At 58.9% G+C, this 20,525-nt stretch carries 15 protein-coding genes; 6 read left to right on the top strand and 9 right to left on the bottom strand.

Annotated elements, in window-relative coordinates; all coding sequences use genetic code 11:
• Positions 1 to 14 precede the first annotated feature (14 nt).
• Positions 15 to 1,025, bottom strand: a complete 1,011-nt coding sequence (gene dctP, locus ACR0IM_RS15745; RefSeq protein WP_480682491.1) for a TRAP transporter substrate-binding protein DctP — start codon at positions 1,023 to 1,025, stop codon at positions 15 to 17.
• A gap of 88 nt (positions 1,026 to 1,113) precedes the next feature.
• Positions 1,114 to 2,415 (bottom strand): Gfo/Idh/MocA family protein, encoded by a 1,302-nt coding sequence (locus ACR0IM_RS15740; protein WP_480682490.1) that lies wholly within the window; start codon positions 2,413 to 2,415, stop codon positions 1,114 to 1,116.
• On the opposite strand from ACR0IM_RS15740, the gene ACR0IM_RS15735 reads away from it, so the two are divergent.
• Both ACR0IM_RS15735 and ACR0IM_RS15730 read left to right on the top strand, forming a co-directional pair.
• Positions 2,414 to 3,067, top strand: a complete 654-nt coding sequence (locus ACR0IM_RS15735; RefSeq protein ID WP_480642971.1) for a GntR family transcriptional regulator — start codon at positions 2,414 to 2,416, stop codon at positions 3,065 to 3,067. The genes ACR0IM_RS15740 and ACR0IM_RS15735 overlap by 2 nt on opposite strands.
• A 1,294-nt stretch (positions 3,068 to 4,361) precedes the next feature.
• Positions 4,362 to 4,604, top strand: a complete 243-nt coding sequence (locus ACR0IM_RS15730; RefSeq protein ID WP_480682489.1) for a hypothetical protein — start codon at positions 4,362 to 4,364, stop codon at positions 4,602 to 4,604.
• Positions 4,605 to 4,979: 375 nt separating this feature from the next.
• Here ACR0IM_RS15730 and ACR0IM_RS15725 read toward each other — a convergent pair whose 3' ends face one another.
• Positions 4,980 to 6,056: a DUF2235 domain-containing protein gene (locus ACR0IM_RS15725; protein ID WP_480593878.1), complete on the bottom strand. Its 1,077-nt coding sequence runs from the start codon at positions 6,054 to 6,056 to the stop codon at positions 4,980 to 4,982.
• Complete coding sequence (locus ACR0IM_RS15720) at positions 6,034 to 8,325, bottom strand: xanthine dehydrogenase family protein molybdopterin-binding subunit (RefSeq protein ID WP_480682488.1); 2,292 nt, start codon at positions 8,323 to 8,325, stop codon at positions 6,034 to 6,036. The genes ACR0IM_RS15725 and ACR0IM_RS15720 overlap by 23 nt, the downstream gene beginning before the upstream one ends.
• A gap of 139 nt (positions 8,326 to 8,464) precedes the next feature.
• On the opposite strand from ACR0IM_RS15720, the gene ACR0IM_RS15715 reads away from it, so the two are divergent.
• From ACR0IM_RS15715 to ACR0IM_RS15705, 3 genes are all read left to right on the top strand, one after another.
• The gene (locus ACR0IM_RS15715) at positions 8,465 to 11,641 is read left to right on the top strand and encodes a valine--tRNA ligase (RefSeq protein WP_480593880.1); all 3,177 of its coding nucleotides are present in this window, start codon (positions 8,465 to 8,467) and stop codon (positions 11,639 to 11,641) included.
• 136 nt (positions 11,642 to 11,777) lie between these two features.
• Complete coding sequence (locus ACR0IM_RS15710; RefSeq protein ID WP_480682487.1) at positions 11,778 to 12,941, top strand: benzoate/H(+) symporter BenE family transporter; 1,164 nt, start codon at positions 11,778 to 11,780, stop codon at positions 12,939 to 12,941.
• Between the two features lie 39 nt (positions 12,942 to 12,980).
• Positions 12,981 to 13,313, top strand: a complete 333-nt coding sequence (locus tag ACR0IM_RS15705; RefSeq protein ID WP_480642969.1) for a DnaJ family domain-containing protein — start codon at positions 12,981 to 12,983, stop codon at positions 13,311 to 13,313.
• On the opposite strand, the gene ACR0IM_RS15700 is transcribed toward ACR0IM_RS15705, so the two are convergent.
• Positions 13,314 to 14,096 (bottom strand): crotonase/enoyl-CoA hydratase family protein, encoded by a 783-nt coding sequence (locus tag ACR0IM_RS15700; RefSeq protein ID WP_480642967.1) that lies wholly within the window; start codon positions 14,094 to 14,096, stop codon positions 13,314 to 13,316.
• A 131-nt stretch (positions 14,097 to 14,227) separates the two neighbouring features.
• Here ACR0IM_RS15700 and ACR0IM_RS15695 point away from each other — a divergent pair, with 131 nt between their 5' ends.
• Positions 14,228 to 15,337, top strand: a complete 1,110-nt coding sequence (locus ACR0IM_RS15695) for a pyridoxal phosphate-dependent aminotransferase (protein WP_480682486.1) — start codon at positions 14,228 to 14,230, stop codon at positions 15,335 to 15,337.
• A 14-nt stretch (positions 15,338 to 15,351) separates the two neighbouring features.
• Here ACR0IM_RS15695 and ACR0IM_RS15690 read toward each other — a convergent pair whose 3' ends face one another.
• The 4 genes from ACR0IM_RS15690 to zwf are packed head-to-tail and all read right to left on the bottom strand — an operon-like array spanning position 15,352 to position 20,483.
• Complete coding sequence (locus ACR0IM_RS15690; RefSeq protein WP_480682485.1) at positions 15,352 to 16,542, bottom strand: pyridoxal-phosphate-dependent aminotransferase family protein; 1,191 nt, start codon at positions 16,540 to 16,542, stop codon at positions 15,352 to 15,354.
• A 50-nt stretch (positions 16,543 to 16,592) separates the two neighbouring features.
• Positions 16,593 to 17,225 carry a bifunctional 4-hydroxy-2-oxoglutarate aldolase/2-dehydro-3-deoxy-phosphogluconate aldolase gene (locus ACR0IM_RS15685; protein WP_480682484.1) on the bottom strand — a complete coding sequence of 211 codons (633 nt, stop codon included), beginning with the start codon at positions 17,223 to 17,225 and terminating at the stop codon, positions 16,593 to 16,595.
• Between the two features lie 5 nt (positions 17,226 to 17,230).
• Positions 17,231 to 19,036, bottom strand: a complete 1,806-nt coding sequence (edd, locus tag ACR0IM_RS15680) for a phosphogluconate dehydratase (RefSeq protein WP_480682483.1) — start codon at positions 19,034 to 19,036, stop codon at positions 17,231 to 17,233.
• A gap of 1 nt (position 19,037) precedes the next feature.
• Positions 19,038 to 20,483, bottom strand: a complete 1,446-nt coding sequence (gene zwf, locus ACR0IM_RS15675; RefSeq protein WP_480593888.1) for a glucose-6-phosphate dehydrogenase — start codon at positions 20,481 to 20,483, stop codon at positions 19,038 to 19,040.
• Positions 20,484 to 20,525 lie beyond the last annotated feature (42 nt).

The raw sequence follows: 20,525 nt of genomic DNA, 5'->3' as shown, positions 1-20,525 counted from the left end.
TTCTTCAGATGAGCTTAGTTGCCCAGAGCGTTGATCTGCTCCAGAACACCGTCCGGCCATGATCCGGCGAACTCGCTTTCCAGATACATCGACTGTACCTGATCCCGGAACGCCGCGAGGTCGGGCTCATAGACCTCCATGCCCTGCTCTTTCAGGAAGCTGACAAGGTCCTCTTCTTTCTGAAGCTGCTTCTGGCGACCAGCTTCAGCCGCTGCGTCGGCAGCTTCCTGAACCTTGGCTTGCTGTTCCGTTGTCAGCCCGTCCCAAACTTCTTTGCCGATAGCGATGTAGTTCAGGTCAACCAGATGAGACGTCAAAACGATCTGATTGGTCACTTCGTAGAACTTTGCGTCCACAACGGTCGGCAGTGGATTGTCTTGACCGTCAACAGCACCGGTCGACAAAGCCGTATATACCTCTGAGAACGCCATTGGTGTCGGGGCAGCACCCAGTGCTTTGCCAAGGAACTGCCATGCATCTGTGCCTGGCATCCGCAGGTTCACACCTTCCAGATCAGCCGGAGTGCTGACGGTCAGTTCGTCCTTGGGTTGGCGCAGGTTCACCTGACGACGCCCCAGATACATGACCGACAGCAGTTTGACGCCCAGTTCTTCTTCGGCCTTCTGTTTAAAGGCATCCATCAAGGGATCGTTGAAGACAGCCACCTGATGCGCGGCGTCCTGGTGAACATAGCCTGCGGTAAATATCGAAAACTCGGGGAAGAACTGTGCCAGCTCCTGCGCCGAGGTGATCGACATTTCCAGGTTACCCCGGCTGATGGCGTCCAACTCGGTGCCTTGGGCGAATATGGTTCCATTATAGCTGGGCTCGTATCTTGCGAAATCAGCGACCATGGGCGCGAAAACCTCGGCCATGGCGACCGAACGCTGGTCGGTCTCCGATCCTGATGTTGCGAGGCGAAGTTGCACTTTGTCTTCTGCCAGCGCGCCGCTTGTTGCGCTAAACAAAACACCGGTTGCAACCAGGGCTGATACAGCAGCCCGGCGGGTAAGTTTGGTAATCACTTTGCTCCTCCCTGAGACATCATGATGTATTTTTCCGATTCTGAGTTTTGACCTATTTTGGTAATTTTGCAAGATTTTTTACAAAATATCAGATATTTTTCATTACCTGCAATCTCTGTTGTTGCGTTTCCTGAAGGTTTCCTATCCTGACAGTCTCGCCAGTCCTGCAGGAATTCTGAATGGCTTCAATAACTTGAAGTGTTCTAAAACCTTCCCATCCAGACACAATTGGATCTGCTTCGCGCCGAGCAACTTCAACAAAGTGCCTGAGTTGATTGACCAGAGGGTCAGAGGCACCCTTCTTCAGCGCGGTTGATGAGATTGGCGTCCACCAATCCCTTTGCTCTCTCTGGTAACTCCACAGGCGAAGATCGGGAACAGACAACGAACCATGAGAGCCACCTATCATGTAGCTACTCTCAGTGGTTGAAGGATAGATTGGATATTCCTGAGACGTCATCTCCCAGCTCCACGGAGCGACGATGCTGTCGGACACACTTATGGTCCCTATCGCCCCGCTTTCGAACGTCAACAGAGCACCGGCAACATCTTCGTTGTCGTAACCCCGCTGCGATGCAGCCGACTGAGCCTGTACGGTCATGACTTCTCCGGCCAGGTACCGCAGCAGATCTACATCGTGGACAAGATTGACCGAGATGGGCCCTGCACCGGGCTTCTTTCTCCAAGGCGCAGCATCAAAATACTCGTCTGGCTTATAGAACCAGCAATTCGCATGGACAGCCCGCACATCGCCAATCTTCCCACCGACAATGGCTTCCTTAGCCGACCGGATCAGAGGATTGTGTCGACGATGATGTCCGACCATCAGTGGCACATTGGCCTTCTCCGCTGCTTGAACAAGCTCAAGTGCAGCGGTTGCTTCTACGGCGATCGGTTTTTCGACAAGAACGGGACAACCATGTCGAACACACTTGAGGCCTTGTTCAACATGAAGCGTGGTCGGGGTCGCAAGAACAGCTCCGTCTGGCGTCTGATTTGCAAACATTCCCTCGAGGGTCTCGTAGCACGCGACCCCGTGCTCAGCGGCGTAAGCAAGACCTTCATCGCTGGGGTCGACCACCGCGACGAGATCAACATGACGCAACGCTCGGATAGCGTCTGCGTGGCGGCGTCCAACAAGACCAATGCCGACAATGGCAATGCGAAAATTCTTAGACACTTTGCTTCCTTCCGGAGGGTCCGGAAAATCCCGAAACCGATGATTGCGATCAGGCTGCTTTGCCCAACTTGGCCACGACCGTATTGGGGTTTTCGCGATTCCGCAATAATGTATGATATTTTTATTTTTACCATACATCAGTTTGGATTGCTGATGTCTCTGAAAAATGCTAATTGAACGAGGAAACTGATAATATCGGGTGAAACGCATGGCGAAACAGCCGTCTACGATAGGTGCAAGCACCTATCAGCGCATCAAGCGGGACATCATCTTCGGGGAGCTGCAGCCCGGCTCCAAACTGAAGCTGGACGCCTTGAAGGAGCGCTACTCGGCAAGCCTTTCGACACTTCGTGAAACGCTGAACAGGCTCGCCAGTGACGGATTTGTAGAAGCTCCCGAGCAACGAGGTTTCCTGGTCACGCCGGTTTCACGAGAAGACCTGACCGAGATTTCAGAGCTGCGGGTCCTGTTGGAATGCCACGCTTTGGAGTTGTCCATCGCGAACGGCGACACGGACTGGGAAGGCAACCTCGTTGCCGCACACCACAAACTGCACCTGATGGAACAGCAGCTTCTCAAGGGCGACGAGTCCGAGAAAGAAACCTGGAAACGATATGATTGGGAGTTTCATCAAGCGATGATCGCAGCCTGCAACTCCAAGAACCTTTTGTCTCTGCACTCGATCATCTATGACAAGTATCTGCGGTATCAGATGCTCGTGCTGACCTATCGCGGCGAAGAGGCCGTAAGGGAGCACAAGGGCATGTTCGATGCCGCATTGGCCAGAGACGCGGGCACCGCAATCAAGCTGTTGGAAGATCACATCCGAAACGGTCTCTCACATACGCTGGAGGCTATGTAGCTCGCTGTTGTTGCTGCCTTGCACCAACAACTGGATCAGCGACACGGGACCTGATAGGCAAGTTTAATATCTGTGCTTACCAGACGAATTTCGTAAGTTCATTATTCAACATCCTAACCCCGCTGCATCAGGCGGCCTTATTAACAGGGATGAGAACACTAAGCTTCCGCAACCAAGGGTTGCTCTGCACCACCATTACAAACCCCAAACGTCGCAGTAGCAGTTTTATGTGAAGCGATCTCTGGTTGAGTGATGGCCGTTCATTGGAACGAGTACGAAAGGCTGCCTCGGGGGACGATGCTGTCGTTGACCCTTCGAAATCGAACGGCTGCTTTGCGCACTCGGCTACCGCAACGAAAAACACCATGGGCGGAGAGCGGAAGTTCGCTGCGACAACCACCAACGGCTGAAATGAGAATAAACGGAACTTTGAACTCAACCTCGTCTGTACTGACGAGACAAAGGTTGCTTGGATAACTTCAAGTGGATTGAGAACGGCACTCGAATTCAGAATCGCCGAAAGCTCTGATCCGTCATTTTTAGTGCATCAACCCCACTCCCTGCTATTGCTTGCGATGAGCGTCGCTTCGATCGGCGACACATTAGAAACTCGCGCTGCAAAAAAAAATGTTAGCTATGAGAAAGGAGAACGGAAACTGATCTCGATAATCGAATTCTCTCCAACCATACCCTTGTCCGATATCCAGGAGACAAATGATTTCCTGAAGAGAACCTGGGCATGTCTACGTGATGACGCCAAAGTTGGCTTTAAATACATTGGTACGAGGCGTTTCCAACACCTGCCGCGAATGTCCGGTTCCCGCCCATTCTTTAAAAAAACAACGTGTTCTGGCACATAGAGTGACGGCGCAGCCTACGCTTCCGCACTTGTTTTGGGGCCAGCAGGATTTGGACAAGCCAAACGCCTCTGGCCATCAGGGGTAAGACGCTGCCTTCCCCCTCGGGCAACCCTATTAGACAACACCGTATCCTCGGCTGCGCCTGCTGGCCGCACCACCACAGTCGAATAGCATTGCCCCGCCCCCATCCGCGTTCGCCACTTGGCAGATCAGCAGGAACAGGCGCCTTCGGCGTCTGATCTGCAAATCAGCCTGATTTTCCCAAAAGGGAAGTCAGGGTCATTGAAATTGGTCTAGGTGCTGGATAAAGGAAGTGAGGCGAAAATGGCAAGGTTCTGTCGCTGGTGGCAGAACTATGTGTCGCCTGACAATTGGAACGAACTGTCTTCGAGCCGGACTATTCCTTCGGAACTTTCCCATTCGGGATACAGGCCATGTATCTTGTGGTTTGGATTGCGCCTGCGGTGCCGTTGATCCTTTCAGCTATGGTTTTCATGGGACTGCGCCGGATACCCGCTTTGCTCACCCACACCCTTTTCGGCGCCACAATTCTTATTGGAGTTTTCTTCACACTAGCCTCTGGCGTGCTCTCTCTATTTTCCACCATTCAACTGCTCCATGGTCTTACCTTGACAATTGCATTGGGCTTGGGTTCCTATCTGGTCCGGAAAAGATAGGAAAGTACGTCCCTCACGTTTTGCAATGCTTGGAATAGCGGTGTCGGTTGTCGCAGCGCTGTGGTCTTTGCTGACCGTCCCGATGATCCTTATTTAAACACGTGTGATCGCGGATGGTTCATCCTATTGCATCGCCGAACACGTGGAAAATTCTCCGATCGAAACCTTGCGCCACTACGTGGGTTTTCATTCTACACAGCAAAGGCCGGCTACAAGTCGACTTCCGAATGGTACTTTCACGGCCTGCTAATTGTCGATGATCCCGAAGAAGAACGCATCTTCAATTGGTCGCCGCGACGAAGGTGTTTCGATCTGGTTGAGCGCCCGGATGCGCTGATCAAACCAGTCACAAAGGTCTGCGTCCCCGGCTGGCCCTTACTGAGCCGGATGCGACGGCAAATCCGGCATCGGCACCCAGCCCGGTAATTCATCCGGTGCGACCGAGACATGCAGGCGTTCTGAGGGATCGCGCCCGACTTTCCGGTGTTTGCGCAACAGGAAAATCTTGCCCCAGCCGCGCCAGGTTCCGACCGAAGGCGCGGTGGTCGCAGTCGGGAACCGGTCGCGCCAGCCGTCCGGCAGAGGCAACCCGTGCAGCTCGGCCTTGTCCAGCATCCAGATCAGGGAAATGTTGCTGAGCGGCCGCGCCTCTTCGAACCCGTTCAGTTGCCCACCGACATCGCCATGGGTGCCCCGGAACCAGACCTGTTCGACGTGACCATTGAAATCAGAGGTACACTCCCACAGAACCGGTTCATAAACCTCGCGCGTTTCGTCCAGCGCCATGGCGTGATAACCGTGCCGGGTAGCAGGTCCGAGTTGATGATTGTGGAATGCGTGCTTTTCCTCGGCCCGGCGCCACAGCAGCGGCAGGCGCAGGCCCAGCGCTTTGACAGTGTCCCAGACACCGATCATCTCGATGGCGATTTCTTCGTGGCAGAACTGATCGCGGAAATACCGGGCTGCGGTGCCGTCGGGATTGCATTCGTAGTGGCGGTAGGCCTGTTTGATATTGCGCACGGTGGCGTGCTCGGCCTTGAGCAGGCCAATCATGTCGATCACCCCGGCAAGGCTGCGCACGCCGTAGGCCCCGCGCGAATAACCGATAAAATAGATCCGATCACCGGGTTTGTAGCGCGACGCCAGATAGCCATAAGCGCGACGGATCTGCCGGTTGATCCCGCGCCCCATCATCACGTCCAGCGAGGTTTTCCAGCTTTCCCACTGGACCCCCGCTTCGTAGAACACCGAGACCTTGCCACCCATTTCCTGACACAGACGGAACGCCTGACCCGCATGGGTTTCAAATCCCGGCTCCAGAGTCGACATGGTGCCGTCGAGGATGATGACATGGCTGACAGGCTCACGGTGCAGCGCCTCGGCCGAGTGCTCGGACCGCAGAGGCCGCCCGAGCCATCCCAGTACCTTTCTACTCAGCCGCGACAGAACCATGTGTCAACAATTCCCATACTCTGCTGGGTGTGAAAGGCATATCCGCCTGCCGCACCCCGTGATCCCAAAGCGCGTCCTGAACCGCGTTTGCCACAGCGGCCAGCGCGCCCACGGTGCCGGCCTCTCCGCAGCCTTTCATACCCATCGGGTTGGAAGTTGACGGAACCGGCGCCGAGGTAAACTTTATCATGGGTATCTCGGCCGCGCGGGGCAAGGCGTAGTCCATCAACGAAGCCGTGAGCAGTTGCCCTTGCGCATCATGCACAACATGCTCGGTCAGGGCCTGTCCAATGCCCTGGACCACACCGCCATGCACCTGTCCTTCGGCCAGCATCGGATTGATAAGGTTACCAAAATCATCAACGACTGTATAGTGGTCCACCCATGTTTTACCGGTGAAAGAATCGATAACGATTTCGGCAACGTGTGCGCCGTTGGGATAGCTGCGGGCATCTAGGTTGGCGCGCGCTTCGTGCTGCAGCAGGTCGGTGCGGCCATCGGCGCGAGCCATCTCAACCGCCTCGGTCAGGGTCGGTGTCAGGTTCGATCCGGGTGCGCGGAATGTTTCGTGATCAAAACTCACGTCAGCCTCCTCGATCCCCATCTTATCGGCAAGGTAAGGCATGAATGCGGCGATCATGACGTCGATTGTCGCCAGCGTCGCCGTACTCTGCACGGTGACCGAGCGCGACCCGCCTGTACCGCCACCGTGGGGCAGTTGATCACTATCCCCCTGAACGATGGTGATCCTGTCCATGGGAATGCCCGTCTGGTCCGACAGGAACTGGGTATAGGCCGTCTCATGCCCCTGCCCGTTTGACTGTGTCCCCACGTAAAGGTTCACGGTTCCATCCTCACAGAATGCGATCTTCGCGTTTTCGGAGGGGTCGCCCAGAATGCTCTCGATATAATAACACAGCCCTTGCCCCCGGATCAGTCCGCGCTCGGCATCGGCAGCTTTGCGGGCAACAAAACCCCGCGTTTGTTCACCCGCACGGGTCAGGACCATATCGAAATCGCCGACGTCATAGGTTTCGCCTGTCGCGGACTTGTAGGGAAACAACTCGGGCCGGATAAAGTTCTTCCGCCGCAGCTCCCAAGGGTCGACACCCAGCTCGCGTGCAGCTCGGTCCATGACCCGTTCAAGCACATAGATCGCCTCAGGCCGTCCCGCCCCGCGATAGGCGTCGACCTGCGTGGTGTTGGTATAAAAGCCCTCGACCCGCAGATAGGTGGTCTGTACGTCATACCCTCCCATTAGCACCTTGCTGAACAGGTCGGTTTGAATCGCCTGCCCGAAATGGCTGTTGTAAGCTCCCAGGTTTACCTTGCTGTGGACACGGTAGGCGGTGATCCGGTGATCGGCATCAAAGGCCAGCTCGGCCAGAGAGGTCAGGTCGCGGCCATGATGATCGGACAGCATCGCTTCGGACCTATCCGACATCCAGTGAACGGGCCTGCCCAGTTTCATCGCGGCTACTGCGACACAGAAATACTCAGGGTACGGCATTACTTTCATGCCGAACCCACCCCCTACGTCCGGGGTGGTGACACGGATAGTTTCCGGCTTCAGTTTCAACTTCTGAGCCAGCTGCGCGCGCATAGCCCAGACACCCTGTCCGCCATAGGCAAAATGCAGCCGCCCATCGGCCCAATGCGCCTGGCACCCGCGCGGCTCGATGGAAGTGATGATCACCCGGTTGTCAGCCACGTTCAGTGAAACCGTATGGGCGGCCTGCTGAAACGCGGCTTCGGTCGCGGCCTCATCCCCCAGCCCCCAGTCAAAGGCGCGATTGTCAGGGGCTTCGGGGTGCAGCGGCTCCCCTCCGGCATCGACATCCAGCTTGGCAGGCAAATCGTCGGTCTCCATCCAGATCAACTCAACCGCATCGCAGGCCTGCATCGGAGTGTCCGCGATCACCACCGCCACCGGCTCGCCGACAAACCGAACCCGATCCTTCGCCAGCATATGCCGGTCAGGTGCCGCCGCTTTGGAGGCATCCCGGTTGGTCACTGTGGCCGCCTTCAATACTGTATCGATCCCCGCCTCGGTCAGATCGTCCAACACCATGACCAGCCGCACACCTTCCACCTCGCGCGCGGCATCCAGATCCAGAACGGTGATCCGACCATGGGCAACCGGGCTGCGGAAGAAGGCGGCGAACAGCGCGTCGCTTGGCACTACATCATCCATGTACCGCCCCTGCCCGGTTAAAAAGCGCTGATCCTCGGTCCGTTTGAGCGGTTGGCTTTTTCCGAACCTTTTCATTGCATGCTCCCGTCGATGCCCTGCAGGCGACATTAGGCTGCGCCAGTTCGTTGTCCAGTGCGTCCGCAGACCCTTCCCCTTCCCTTGCGCATTCGCTATTGCAGGCGCTGACCCGAGATTGATGACGCAGGACGCACCCATGGCGATGGAAAAGACATTCAACGCGGCCGAGGCCGAGGCCCGCATTTACAAGGCCTGGGAGCAGGCCGGAGCCTTCAAGGCAGGCGCGAACAAATCACGCGACGAGAGCTTTACCATCATGATCCCGCCGCCCAACGTGACGGGCGCGCTGCACGTGGGTCACGCGTTCAACAACACGCTGCAGGATATTCTGATCCGCTGGCACCGGATGCGCGGGTTTGACACGCTTTGGCAGCCCGGTCAGGACCACGCAGGCATTGCCACGCAGATGCAGGTAGAAAAGATGCTGGCTACCACCCAGCAGCCCGGTCGCCGGGAACTGGGGCGCGAGAAATTCCTTGAGAAAGTCTGGGAATGGAAAGGCGAGTACGGCGGCACGATCATCGAGCAGTTGAAGCGCCTGGGTTCCTCCTGCGATTGGTCTCGCAACGCCTTTACCATGGCCGGTGCGTCGGGTGATCCGCGCACGGGCCATGAGAACTCTGCCAACTTCCACGACGCGGTGATCAAGGTTTTCGTCGACATGTACGAAAAGGGCCTGATCTATCGCGGTAAGCGTCTGGTCAACTGGGACCCGCATTTCGAGACCGCGATTTCCGACCTTGAGGTCGAGAATATCGAAGTCGCGGGCCATATGTGGCACTTCAAATACCCGCTGGCCGGGGGCGAGACCTATACCTATGTCGAAAAGGACGAGGACGGGAACGTCATCCTTGAGGAAGAGCGCGACTACATCTCGATCGCCACGACCCGCCCGGAAACCATGCTGGGCGACGGTGCGGTTGCGGTTCACCCGTCGGATGAGCGATACGCGCCAATTGTAGGGAAGCTTTGCGAAATCCCGGTTGGTCCGAAAGAGCATCGCCGCCAGATCCCGATCATCACCGATGACTACCCCGATCCCGATTTCGGCTCGGGCGCGGTGAAAATTACCGGCGCGCATGACTTCAACGACAACATGGTCGCCAAACGCGGCGGCATTCCGATGTACCGCCTGATGGACACCAAGGGCGCGATGCGGGCCGATGGTGCGCCTTACGCCGACGAGGCGGGAAAAGCGCAGGAATACGCGCGTGGGCGTGAGTTCACCGAGAACGAGATCGACGCCATCAACCTCGTCCCCGATCACCTGCGTGGCCTCGACCGGTTCGAGGCACGTGCGAAGGTGGTTGAAGAAATCACCGCCGATGGTTTGGCCGTGATGACCCGCGCGGATGATCCGCGTCTGGGTTCGACCGCGTTGAAGCCGGACCACGAAGGCGCAGACAAGCAAGTCGCGCTGGTCGAGAGCAAACCGATCATGCAGCCCTTCGGCGACCGCTCGAAGGTTGTGATCGAACCGATGTTCACCGACCAGTGGTTCGTAGATGCCGAAAAGGTCGTCGGCCCCGCTCTGGATGCGGTCAAGGACGGCACAGTCAAGATCATCCCTGAATCGGGCGAGAAGACCTATTACCACTGGTTGGAAAACATCGAGCCCTGGTGCATCTCGCGCCAACTGTGGTGGGGGCATCAGATTCCGGTCTGGTACGGTCTGGATTTGTCCGCAGAGAATTTCATGGATGATGAAAATGACGGCAATCTTGATCTCGTTGAACTGGGCCGGTTGCTCAATGAAGGTGGCATGTTGCACCGTGGCAGCGTCATGGAGTGTGCGCCGACATTCGAGGCGGTCACTGAAAAGTTCCTCAACGACAATGCCGACATTCCCAGCCCGCTGAGCCACGCTACCGTCGTTGAAGTCGCGGACAAACACGAGGCAATGCATCGGTTCGCCGAGAGCCTTGCGCAGTATGCGGTTGAACAGGACCCAACCAAGCTGGTCTATCCGGTCTGGCGCGACCCCGACGTCCTCGACACCTGGTTCTCCTCCGGCCTCTGGCCGATCGGCACGCTGGGCTGGCCTGAGCAGACCGAGGAGCTAGAGCGCTACTTCCCCACGGACGTTCTGATCACTGGCTTCGATATCCTGTTCTTCTGGGTCGCCCGGATGATGATGATGCAGCTGGCCGTGGTCGATCAGATCCCGTTCCACACCGTCTACCTGCACCAGCTCGTCCGCGACGAGAAGGGTAAAAAGATGTCCAAAACCACCGGCAACGTCATCGACCCGTTGGAAATCGTGGACGAATTCGGCGCCGACGCCTTGCGCTTCACCAACGCCTCGATGGCGGCGATTGGCGGCGTGCTGAAACTGTCCCGCGAACGCATCACCGGATACCGGAATTTCGTCACCAAGATTTGGCAGGCTTCGTCCTACGGCTGCAACGTCATCGGTGCCTTCGACGCCGAGCGCGGCGCGATGCCGCCCAAGGCCAGCCTGACGCTGAACCGTTGGATCATCGGTGAAGTCGCCAAGCTGCGCGAAACGGTTGATAGCAGCTTTGAAAGCTATCGCTTTAACGACGCCGCGCATGCTTTGTATTCTACCTTCTGGAACACCTTCTGTGACCGGTATCTGGAATTCACCAAACCGATCTTCCAAGGGGATGACGAAGCCGCCAAAGCGGAAACACGTCAAGTCTATGCGTGGGCAATCGATCAATTCATGATCCTGATGCACCCTGTTATGCCCTTCGTCAGTGAGGAAATCTGGAACGCCACGTCGAGCCGTGGCTACGAGACCGGCGACACTTCCAAGATGCTGGTTCATCAGGATTGGCCAACTTACTCTGCGGCGGACCTCGTTGACCACGAAGCCGAAGCCGAAATGAACTGGGTGATTTCCATGATCGACAACACTCGCTCGGCGCGGCAGCAAATGCGCGTTCCAGCGGGTCTGTTCGTTTCGATGCTGGTTACGGATATCGATCCGAAAGGTCAGGAGGCTTGGGATCGCAACGAAGCGCTTATCAAAAGTCAGGCTCGCATTGAAAGTTTGACCAAAGCGGATTCGTTTCCCAAAGGCACGATCTCGATTGCCGCTCCAGGCGCGAGCTTCGGCCTGCCTTTGGCGGATATCATCGACATCGGCGCGGAAAAGGAGCGGCTGGAGAAAGCCAAGGGCAAGCTGGCCAAGGAACTGGGCGGTCTGCGAGGACGCCTGAACAACCCCAAATTCGTGGCCTCGGCCCCGGAAGAGGTTGTTGCTGAAGCCAAGGCCAACCTTGCAGCCCGCGAAGAGGAAGAAGCAAAACTGAACGAGGCGCTCGCCCGTCTGGCCGAAATCGCCTGATCTTGATCCTTTCACAAAACGCTTAAATCCAAACCCCACCTCCCAATCCGGCGGTGGGGTTTTCTTTTTACGCAGGGACTTGCCCCCAAAGCCTAACCCTTGTTAGCAATTGCCGGTGGCAAGCCCCGAGGTCAGAATGGCACGCACAATTCCGCCGATCCGAACCGTCTCGACCGGGCTGGTTGTGGCTATTGTCGGGTTCTTCAGCTCATTCCCCATCGTGTTACAGGGATTGGCAGCCATGGGGGCGTCACCGTCGGAATCCGCCTCAGGGCTGATGATGGCCGCCATTGCCATGGGGCTGGCGGGCATTGGCCTCAGCCTGTGGTACCGGCAACCCATCAGCGTCGCGTGGTCGACACCGGGCGTCGCGCTGTTGGCTGTGTCCGCGATGCCCGCGGCGGGTTTCTCGGATGCCGTAGGGGCGTTCCTGTGTGCAGGCGCGCTAACCGTGCTGGCCGGGCTTTGGCGCCCATTGGGGCGGTTGGCCGCAGCAATTCCGACGACGCTGGCACAGGCTATGCTGGGAGGCGTTCTGCTACCCCTGTGCATCGTCCCGTTCAAGGCAGCCGTTGACCTGCCCTGGCAAGCCTTGCCGGTGATCCTGACGTGGTTCATCGCCGGGCGTATCAATCGACTGTGCGCCGTCCCTGCGGCGGTGATCGCTGCAGCGATTGTTGTGGTCCTGAATGCAGGCGATACACCGGTTGCACTATCTCATCTGATGGCCGCACCGGTCTGGACGATGCCGACTTTCTCGCTGGCTTCCATCATCGGCATCGGAATCCCGCTTTTCATTGTAACTATGGCAACACAGAACATCCCGGGCATCGCGGTGATGCGAAGCTTTGGTTATACGCCTGCGCCTGGTCGGCTGTTTTCTTCGGTGGGTGCGGCCAGCATTCTGTCAGCCCCGTTTGGCGCTCCAGCCACCTGCCTCGCCGCGATCACCGCCGCGATGTGTTCAAACGAGGACAGCCACCCCGACCCGGCCCAGCGCTATTGGTCGGCCGTGATGGCGGGTGTGTTCTATTGTCTGTTCGGCATCTTTGCGGTGGCGATTACCGGTTTTGCCGTACATGCCGATCCTTTGCTGATGAGTACATTGACGGGAATTGCGCTGATCGGGGTTTTGGCCAATGCAACCCACGCGGCACTTGAGGTGACTGCCGAAAGAGAAGCCGCAATTCTGACCTTTGCCATCACAGCCTCTGGCATTTCGGTCTTTGGTCTGGGGGCGGCCGTCTGGGGATTACTGGCAGGCGGGATCGTCTATCTTGTGACACTTCGAGCACGGTAGCCGCTTTCAAAGCAATAATGGCTGAGGTATCCTCTCTCCATGCTTGGATCACTGGGAAAACTGATCGAACGCCAGATCAAAAAGGCACAGTCCGAGGGCCTCTTGCAAGGTCTCGAAGGCGAAGGACGGCCTCTGCCAGACCGCTCCAGCGAAGCGCAAAGTGACCCCGCAATTGCAGCCAGTCATCGGATCATGGCACAGGCCGGAGTCCTTCCTGAAGAGTTCGAGATCAAGAAAAGGCTGGACTCGGCGCGAAAGAACTACGCCAGCCTGACCGACCGGGATGAACGCAAAGCCGCCATGGCCCGGATCGCGGACCTTGAGATGCGATACAATATGGCACGTGACGCGCGGCGGGCTTTTATGCGCTGATTACTTGAACTCGGGCTTGCGGCCCTGCATCTGCGCCATCACGACCTCCATCTGATCGGGTTTGCCAATCAGTTCGACCTGTTCAGCGGATTCCTCCAGCAGAACTTCGGCCCGGGTTTTGGTCTCTGCCACTTCGATCAGGCGTTTGGCGGCCCGGATGGCCGAGGGGCTTTTGCCCGCGATGTCTTCTGCCAGCGCTTGCGCCTCGGTCAGCGGGTCGTCCGAGAGTTTGGTCACCACCCCCCAATCCGCCGCCTGCTGCGCGCCAATAGGACGCGCGGTGTAGGTCAGCAAACGCAGCACGTCCGATCGCACGAGTTGCGGCAACAGGACCATCCCGCCCATATCGGGGATGATGCCCCATTTCATTTCCATCACCGCCAGCTTCGCCTCGGGGTGTGCGATACGGATGTCCGCGCCCAGTGCGATTTGCAGACCACCTCCATAGGCCACGCCCTGAATGGCGCAGATCACCGGCACCGGCACGCGCCGCCAGACCAAGGCCAGTTCCTGCATCTCGTTGGCATCTTCATGGCTGCGGGCCATCAACCACTCGGTCGGATCCATATGGGCCATCTTGGCAAAGCTGGCCATGTCGAGTCCGGCGCAAAAACTCTTGCCTTCACCCGACAGAACCACGGCACGCGCGTCCGAGGCCGCGACCTCTTGCCCGGCCGACAGAAGCGCCTTGACCATCGCGTCATCCAGCGCGTTCATCTTGTCGCCGCGCGTCAGGGTGACATGAGCGATGTGATCTTTGTACTCGACGGATACGCGTGTCATGAAGACCTCCCAAACTCTCTTGCCCCAACCATGCCCGGAAGGCTCTCCGAGTTCCACCGCAACGTCGGGGCACGTTTGGCGGTGCTATTGCAGGTGTTGCCTGACGGGCGACCTTGGGTTTATCTCGCTGCATGACTGACCCACGCTATACCCCGCTTGCCCTGTCACTGCCCGCAACCGTGCCCTTTGTCGGGCCCGAAACCCAAGAGCGTCAGCGTGGCGCGCCTTTTGTGGCCCGGCTTGGCGCGAATGAGAGCATCTTCGGCCCCTCCCCCCGTGCAATCCAGGCAATGGCGGCGACAGATATCTGGATGTACGGCGACCCCGAGAATCATGACCTGCGCAATGCGCTTGCGGATCACCACGGGGTAAAACCGGAAAACATTGTGGTTGGCGAGGGTATTGATGGCTTGCTGGGTTACCTCGTACGGCTTCTGGTTGGACCGGATGATGCGGTTGTCACTTCGGACGGGGCTTACCCCACCTTCAACTACCACGTCGCGGGCTATGGCGGCGTGGTACACAAGGTGTCATATCAGGGCGACCACGAGAACCCCGCGGCGTTGTTCGCCAAAGCGGCTGAAGTGGATGCAAAGCTGGTCTACCTGGCCAACCCCGACAACCCGATGGGCAGTTGGCACAGCGGCGCTGAAATCGTCGCCGCCATGGAGGCTCTGCCCGAAGGATGCCTGCTGGTTCTGGACGAGGCCTATGTGGAATGCGCGCCCGAAGGCACCGCAGCCCCGGTCGCGGCGGATGATCCGCGCGTGATCCGGATGCGCACCTTTTCCAAGGTCTACGGCATGGCCGGGGCGCGGGTTGGCTATGCGATTGGCGCGCAGGGATTGATCGAAGCTTTCAACAAGGTGCGCAACCATTTCGGCATGAACCGGGCCGCACAGGCAGGCGCCCTGGCCGCATTGCAGGATGCTGAATGGCTGACCCATGTGCAGGCGCAGATCGCGGCCGCACGCGACCGGATTGTACAAATCGCTCAGAATAACGGGCTGGAACCGCTGCCCTCTGCCACGAATTTTGTGGCCATCGATTGCGGGCAGGATGGCGCCTTTGCCAAGGCAGTTCTGGAGGCACTGGTGACACAGGGTATCTTTGTGCGCATGCCCTTCGCCGCTCCACAGAACCGGTGTATCCGTGTCAGCTGTGGCACGGCGGCGGATCTGGACGCCTTTGCCGCCGCGCTACCGAATGCCTTGGCAATAGCGCGTGGAGACGAACGATAAAAGGCGCCGGTACCTTAATGGGAAAGAACAGCGGCAGCGGCCTCAAGCGCGCCTTTGCCGCGCGGGATGTTAAGCGCGGCCATTGCCGTCTCCATCCCACCCAACATAGCCATTACCATCTGACCGTTCACATGGCCCATATGACCGAGACGGAAAAAGCCGTTCCAGTCTTCCATGCCAAGGCCGATACCCAGCGTCAAACCCATCTGTCCCTCGGTAAACTGGCGCAATGGCGTGCCGCGCTCATCCGTCAGGCACAGGGTGGTGACGGCATGGCTACGATGGGCGCGATCCACGACGTTCAGGTGTAGCGCGCCACCTTCAGCCCAGTTTTCGCAGGCTGTCCATATTGCAGTGGCAAGGCGATCGTGGCGCGCCCAGACATGCTCGATGCCTTCTGCGTGAATCATGTCCAGTGCCGCGCGCAGTCCAAACAGGTGATGCGTCGGCGCAGTACCATTGAAATACTGATAGAACAGGTCCGGGTTCACGCGCGGCTGCCAGTCCCAATACTGAGAGACTCGCGGCATTTCGGCCCGCTTGGCTTGCGCTTTGTCGTTGAAAAAAACAAAGCCAACACCCGCCGGAGTCATCAGCCCCTTTTGGCAAGCGGTGACCATGACATCGACGCCCCAGGCGTCCGTCTCGAACCGGTCACAGCCAAGCGAGGCGATGCAATCCGCCATCAAAAGCGCCGGGTGGTGCAGGTCGTCCAGCAGCGCCCTCAGCGCCGGGACGTCGTTGCGGATGGAGCTTGAGGTATCCACATGCACCGCCAGAACCGCCTTGATCCGGTGGCCTGTATCCGCGCGCAGAGCGTCCGCGATACGCTCCAGATCCCACGGTGAGGACATGCCGAAATCAATCAGCTCGACCTTGGCTCCGATTGCCTCGGCCATTTCGGCCCAGCCATGGGTGAACCGGCCCGAAGCCGGAGCCAGCACGGTTTCCCCCGGCGCGATCACGTTTGACAGCGCGGCCTCCCACGTACCGTGACCGTTGGCGATATAGATGGCGACGTGATGCTCGGTCCGGGCCACGCGCTTCAGATCGCGGGTCAGAGCGGGCATCATCTCGATCAGTTCACCGTCATAGATATTGGGCGATGGGCGATGCATGGCCTGCAGAACCGCATCGGGCATGACCGACGGGCCGGGAATAGCCAGATACTCGCGGCCCCGCGCGCGAGAGACTTGGTTTGTCATGGGATCAACCTGTTTGAATTGCCCCCACCCTAGCGCCGCAAAAGGTGGCGTCAATCCACCAGCTTGGCGGCCTCACGGGCAAGTGCTTCGATCCCGGCCCAGTCGCCATCCAGAACCATCTGCTTGGGCGCAACCCAGCTGCCACCGGCACAGACGACATTTGACAGCGACAGGTAATCCCGCGCATTTGCGGGCGAAACGCCGCCGGTGGGGCAGAAGGTGATCTGGGGCAGAGGTGCGCCTATTGCCTTCAGAGCAGGCGTGCCGCCCGACGCTTCGGCTGGGAAAAATTTCAGCATGTCGTAGCCCTGCTCCAGCAATCGCATCGCCTCGCTGGCCGTGGCGGCACCGGGCAGCAATGGCAGGCCTTCGGCTTCACAGGCGGCGATTAGTACATCAGTTGCACCGGGTGAGACGCCAAACTGCGCGCCGGCCTCTTTGGCGGCGCGGACATCATCAGGAGTAACCAGCGTGCCTGCGCCAACGACACCGCCGGGCACCTGCGCCATCTCGCGGATCACGTCCAGCGCCGCAGGTGTGCGCAGCGTGACTTCGAGCGCGGGCAGCCCACCGGCGACCAGAGCCTCGGCCAGGGGACGGGCGTGCTCGGCATCATCGACGACCAGAACGGGTACAATCGGCGCAAGGGCGCAAATTTCGCGGGTACGTTGAGTTTTCGACATGGGGATTACGCTCCGAAAATGCTGGCACCGGCGTCGGCAGAACCGACGTTGTTGCGAAATGCGGTGAACAGCTCACGCCCGACGCCATGTTGATTGGCAGACAGATCCGCGGTGACGGGGCTTCGATCCAGAACACCAGGGGTGAGGATTTCCAAGTCACCCTTCACCGCATCAACGCGCAGCAGGTCGCCATCCTGCAGACAGGCAATTGCACCGCCCTCCAGCGCCTCGGGGCAAACATGGATCGCGGCGGGCACCTTGCCCGAAGCCCCGGACATGCGGCCATCTGTGACCAGCGCGACCTTTTGCCCCCGGCCCTGCAAGATCGACAGCATTGGTGTCAGCGAGTGCAGTTCGGGCATGCCGTTGGCCTTGGGGCCCTGAAAGCGGACAACAACGATGACGTCGCCAGTGAACTCTCCGGCCTTGAAGGCGGCTTTGACCTCGTCCTGATCTTGGAACACGCGTACGGGGGCCTCGACCACCTGGTGTTCGGGGGCCACGGCCGAGACCTTCATGACAGCGGTACCAAGGTTACCGGTCAGGCGTGACAGACCGCCGGTGGGCTGGAACGGGTCCTTGGCAGGGCGAACGATCTTGTCGTTCAGGCTGTGGCCCGCGCCCTCTTCCCAAATCAATTCGTCGCCCTTCAGCTTGGGCTCTTTGGTGTAGTTGTGCAGGCCCTGCCCCGCCACGGTCAGCGTGTCGGGATGCAGCAACCCGTCTTCCAGCAGCGTGCCGATGCAATAGCCCAGACCACCGGCTGCGTGGAAATGGTTTACGTCGGCCAGACCGTTGGGATAGACCCGCGCGACCAATGGAACCACGGCAGAGATGTCGGAAAAGTCTTCCCAATCCAGCACGATACCACCCGCACGCGCCATTGCTATCAGGTGGATCAGCAAGTTGGTCGATCCACCCGTCGCCATCAGGCCGACGATGCCATTCACAAAGGCGCGCTCGTCAAGCACTTGGTAGACCGGCGTGTATTCATTTCCCAAAGCGCTGAGAGACAGGGCGCGGCGGGCGCCCTCCTGTGTCAGCGCATCGCGCAGGGGGGTGTTGGGGTTGACGAAGCTGGAGCCCGGCAGGTGCAGGCCCATGAACTCCATCAGCATCTGGTTGGTGTTGGCAGTGCCGTAGAAGGTACAGGTGCCGGGGCCGTGATAGGCGGCCATCTCGGCAGCCATAAGCTCTTCGCGCCCAACCTCTCCGGCGGCGAATTTCTGGCGGACCTTGGCCTTTTCGTCATTCGGCAAGCCGCTGGTCATGGGGCCAGCGGGCAGGAAAACAGCAGGCAAATGGCCAAAGGCCTGCGCACCGATGATAAGGCCCGGCACAATCTTGTCGCAAACGCCGAGGAACACCGCCGCGTCGTAGGTATTGTGGCTCAGCGCCACGCCGGTCGCCAAGGCGATCACGTCGCGCGAGAAGAGAGACAGTTCCATCCCCGCCTCACCCTGCGTGACGCCATCGCACATCGCGGGAACACCGCCTGCGACCTGTGCGGTGCCACCCGCCGCGCGGATCGCATCGCGGATCAGGCCGGGATAGCGTTCGAACGGCTGGTGGGCCGAGAGCATGTCGTTATACGAGGTGACAATGCCCAAATTCCCGGCAGTCCCCGTTGCCATAGATTGCTGATCCTGACCCGCGCCAGCATAGGCGTGGGCCTGACCGCTGCAGGACAGATGCGCGCGAGCCGGCCCTTTCGAGCAGGCTTGTTCCATCCGCTCTACATGTGGCCCCCGCAGATCAGCGCTGCGGTCGATGATCCGCTGGGTGACGTCGGTGATAACAGAGTGGACCATTTTAACCTCCGATCTGACGCCAGCGGCGCCCATCGCGATGCATCAGCATCAATGCTTCTTCGGGGCCGGAACTGCCCTGATCATAACGCGCCGGGCGATCGCCCCGATCCTCCCAGCCCTGAATGATGGGATCGACCCAGGCCCATGCGGCCTCGGCCTCGTCCCCGCGCATGAACAGGGTCTGGTCGCCGCGAATGACGTCCATCACCAGCCTTTCATAGGCGTCAGGCACACTGGCCTCGGCGCCCAGCGCGTCGGCAAAGCTCATGTCCAGCGCCACGTCTGACAGTCGGAAGCCGCCCGGGCCGGGGTCTTTGATGGTGGTGCGCAAGGTGATGCCTTCGTCCGGTTGCAAACGGATCACCAGCACGTTGCCGTGCAGCGGGCCGACATTCGGAAAGATCGTATGCGGGGGATCGCGGAAGAACACGGCAATCTCGGATTCCCGTGCCCGAAGACGTTTGCCAGTGCGCAGATAAAACGGCACCCCGGCCCAGCGCCAGTTGCCCAGATGAACCTTGAGGGCAATGAAGCTTTCGGTCCGGCTGGCGGGATTGCCAACATGATCGACATAGCCGCCTTGCCCATGTTCCGCGCGATACTGACCGCGCGCGATGTCTTTAGGCTCAATCGGCTCCAACGCCTCAATTACCTTGACCTTTTCATCACGTACGGCGTTGGGCGAGAATTTCGAGGGCGGCTCCATCGCCGTAAGGCACAGAAGCTGCACCAGATGGTTCTGGATCATGTCCCGCATGGCGCCGGACTGGTCGTAATAGGCTCCACGCCCCTCGACCCCGACGGTTTCGGCCACGGTGATCTGCACATGGTCGATATGGGTCGCGTTCCACAGCGGCTCGAACAGCGAATTTGCGAAGCGCAGGGCCATCAGATTTTGCACCGTCTCTTTGCCCAGATAGTGATCGATCCGGTAAATCTGATGCTCTTCGAAACAGGCGCGCAAGCCTTCGTTCAGCGCCTTGGCCGAGGCCAGATCGTGTCCGAAGGGTTTTTCCACTACTATGCGGCTATCCGGCGTGGCCAGCCCATGTTCATGCAAACGTTGCGCAATGCCCGAGAACAGGCTGGGGCCGACCGACAGATAGAAGGCACGCACCACATCCGGGCGCAGAGCCTTTGCCAGATCTGGCCAACCCGCCTCACCCATTGCATCGACCGGGACATATTCGACCCGGCCGAGAAACTGATCCAGCACAACCTTTTTGAACTCCGGCGCGAATTCCTTCATCGAGGTGCGGATCTGCTCACGAAACGCATCGCTGTCCATATCCGAACGGGCCGTCCCGATGATCCGGGCATCCTCGGGCATCTGGCCCACTTCAAAACGGTGATAGAGGCCCGGCAAAATCTTGCGCTGTGCCAGATCGCCAGTGGCGCCGAACAACACCAAATCGAACGGGCTGACCGGAATAACACGTGAAACCATCGACAGGCTCCTTCAATTTCCACCCGAGTCATCATAGCACCG

The sequence above is a fragment of the Ruegeria sp. BF6 genome (assembly GCF_056538665.1).
The sequence above is the reverse complement of the archived record's forward strand: the minus strand, read 5'-3'. Positions and strand labels throughout refer to the sequence as shown.